The 3,037-nt window shown below is 60.4% G+C and carries 4 protein-coding genes; 2 read left to right on the forward strand and 2 right to left on the reverse strand.

The features are described 5' to 3' along the window. The coding region (locus tag BGO62_RS04360; RefSeq protein WP_296639672.1) for a metallophosphoesterase family protein at positions 1-301 on the forward strand (301 nt) is incomplete at its 5' end. Between the two features lie 109 nt (positions 302-410). Here BGO62_RS04360 and BGO62_RS04365 read toward each other — a convergent pair. Then, complete coding sequence (locus BGO62_RS04365) at positions 411-1,064, reverse strand: rhodanese-like domain-containing protein (RefSeq protein ID WP_296639673.1); 654 nt, start codon at positions 1,062-1,064, stop codon at positions 411-413. Between the two features lie 47 nt (positions 1,065-1,111). After that, positions 1,112-1,330, reverse strand: coding sequence for a hypothetical protein (locus BGO62_RS04370; protein ID WP_296639674.1), 219 nt, complete (start codon positions 1,328-1,330; stop codon positions 1,112-1,114). A gap of 542 nt (positions 1,331-1,872) precedes the next feature. Between BGO62_RS04370 and BGO62_RS04375 the strand changes: the two genes are divergently transcribed. Continuing rightward, positions 1,873-3,037, forward strand: a 1,165-nt coding sequence (locus tag BGO62_RS04375; RefSeq protein WP_296639676.1) for an FAD-dependent oxidoreductase, incomplete at its 3' end; no start/stop codon positions are given.

A 3,037-nucleotide genomic window follows, 5' to 3' on the forward strand; every position in this document is an offset into this window, starting at 1 on the left:
CGCCGCCTTCACCCTGGCCGGCCGCAATCTGTTCCTGGTGCATTACCCGCATTACGCGCAGGCGCTCGCCTGCACTGGCGACTACGACCTGGTGTGCTGCGGCCACGATCACAAATCCAGCATCTCGCAAGTGACCACGGTCAAAGGCGGACACGCCTGGCTGGTCAACCCCGGCACCGTCGGCGGCGTCGGCGCCCCCCCCACCTACATCATGGCCGACCTAGCCGCGATGCAGTTCGAGATCGTCGCCATCGAGGCGGCGCCGGCCTCGGTGCTGCCGCCCGTTACGCCGCACGTCTAGAGCCGGATCGACACTTCCCCGCGCAGCGTGGAGCGCACCAGGTGTCTACGGGGCGGGGATGAAAAACGGGGCATGACGCCCCGTTTTTGCTGCTGCTGGCAGTGCGTGGTTATTTCGCGGGCTTGACCGTGGTCAGTCCCAGCGCTTCCCAGTCCTGCATGCCGCCCCGGTACCATTTGATTTTATTCGCCGGGTAGCCGATTTTCAGCAGGCCTTTGATGTTGGTCGGCGACTGGCCGCACCAGGGGCCGTTGCAGAACATGACGACGGTTTTGGCATTGTCGAACATGTAGAAACCATCCTGGTTCCTGACGCCGAAATGCTTTTCAAGGATCTCCTGCACGGTGATGGGATCCGACTTGCCGATGTTGAGCTTGTCCCACGGAATGTTGACCGCACCGGGGATCGTGCCTTTTTCGACCCAGTCAGGCGTACGCGAATCCACCACCATGATGGTTTTGTCGCCGTCGCTCATTTTTTTCAGGTAATGAATGATCTCAAGCTCTCCGATGGTATCGACGCCTGCCGCCAGCTCGCCCGGCTGAATGCAGAAAGGCGGGCATTTGCGCGAGGTCTTGGCGAAATCGGGATTGATGGTGTTTTTCTGGTCCTGATTGCGCATGATCGTGACTTTCTGGCCGTCATGCATCACATCGACCGAGGGCAGGTCGGCGGTGAGGTTGACATCCAGTGCGCTGGCCGCCATGGGCATGGCGAGAGAAGCGAACAGAGTGGATACGGCGAATAGGGTGCGAAGCTTCATTTTGTCTCCTGGATTATGCTGGGCGAGCGATTGCGGCTGATTAATCGTTAATCGCAAGCCGGTTCTTCCTTCTTGGTTTCGGTCGTGCTGTTTTGCGATGGATTTGCGTTGGCGGCTTTCTCCTTGGGCTGGGCTGGATTTTCAGAAGTGCTTGCGACAGCCGGTCCGGCCTGCTGCGCTTCGGCGTCGTCTGCTGCATTGACGATGCCGGGGGCCAGATACAGCATGGCCGCCATCATGCAAGCTAAGTTGGATATTTTCGTCATCCTGTCTCCTCGGGGGGTTCAATGCAATGCCTTGCGGGTGGCCGATCGGGCGGCGCTTTTTGTCTGTACCGGTAAGCACCTTGTGTGCCAAAACCTTATTTGTTTGATTGCAAAGGGATTCAGGTTTTTCTGCGGAAAGAAAATGACATTATGGTCAGGCAAAGTGTCATGTTGTCATGACAGTTGCTGCGGGGGCGGGACGAACCGGATCGCGCGGCTCTGCGCAACAACGGAACGGATTTGCGGAATGGGACGCTTTCCATGCGGCCGTTGAAGATGACCGGCTGCGTGAAATAACGCAGGGGGCGCCGGAGCGTTTTCCGGTTCCCGCTTTTCACCCGTGCCCGTGCGGCGCAGCCATAAACACTTCCTCTTATTCGCGCATAGAAAACTTCGATTGAGATTGCGCGCTTGCCCGTGGCGGCAGGCATGGCCTTGGGGGTACTATTTCGGATGTCGAATTCGGGTTTAAAACCCGCTATCCGGGAGGGATGTCCCGGGTGGTTGTTCAGAAATTTTGCATCCATCTGATGGAGAAAACAATGACGGAGCATGTTGCAACCAACGAGACCATACTCGTGGTCGGCGGCGGGATTTCCGGCATGACCGCCGCGCTCGAGGCGGCCGAAACCGGCAAGAACGTCGTCCTGGTTGAGAAGAATCCCGCGCTGGGCGGACGCACCTCCCAGCTGTATCGCTACTTTCCCAAGCTGTGCCACCCCATCTGCGGCCTGGAGATCAACCAGCGCCGTCTGAAGAACAATCCCCGCGTGCGGGTGCTGACGATGGCCGAAGTGGGCGGCATCGAAGGCGATGCCGGCAACTACACCGTCACCGTCAAGGTCAAGCCGCGCTACGTGAACGAAAACTGCACCGCCTGCGGCGACTGCGGACGCGCGGTCGAAACGATGGTGGACGACCCGTTCAACTACAACCTCGGCCAGCACAAGGCCGCCTACCTGCCGAACGCGATGGCCTACCCGCAACGCTACGTGCTGGACCCGGCGATCATCGGCAGCGCCGACGCCGACCGCGCCAAGGCTGCGTGCAAATACGGCGCGATCGACCTCGACATGCAGGAGGAGACGATCCAGGTCAAGGCCGGCGCGGTGGTGTGGGCGACCGGCTGGCAGCCCTACGACGCGGCGAAGATTCAGCCTTACGGCTACGACCGCTTCAAGAACGTCATCACCAGCGTCGAATTCGAGCGTCTGGCCGACATCCACGGCCCCACCGGCGGCAAGATCCTGCGCCCGTCCGACGGCAAGGAAGCGAAGAACATCGCCTTCATCCAGTGCGCCGGCTCGCGCGACGAGAACCATCTGCGGCACTGCTCGCGCATCTGCTGCATGGCGTCGCTGAAGCAGACGCACTACGTGCGCGAAGCGTATCCGGAAGACGGCAAGTCGACCATCTACTACATCGACATCCGCGCCATCGACCGCTTCGAGGATTTCTATCAAAAGGTCCAGGCCGATCCGTCGGTGACTTTCATCAAGTCCAAGGTCGCGAAGATCACCGAGGACGAGCACGGCAATCCGGTGTGCCATGGCGTCAATACCGAAGGCTACAAGCGCTACACCACGCCGCACGACCTGGTGGTGCTGGCGGTCGGCATGGAGCCCTCGGTCAAGGGGGTCAACATCCCCGGCCACATCGTCGCGGATTCGAGCGGCTTCATCGAGGCCGACCCGGCCAACGGCGCGG

Source organism: Thiobacillus sp. 65-1402 (assembly GCF_001897685.1).
Lineage (GTDB): Bacteria > Pseudomonadota > Gammaproteobacteria > Burkholderiales > Thiobacillaceae > Thiobacillus.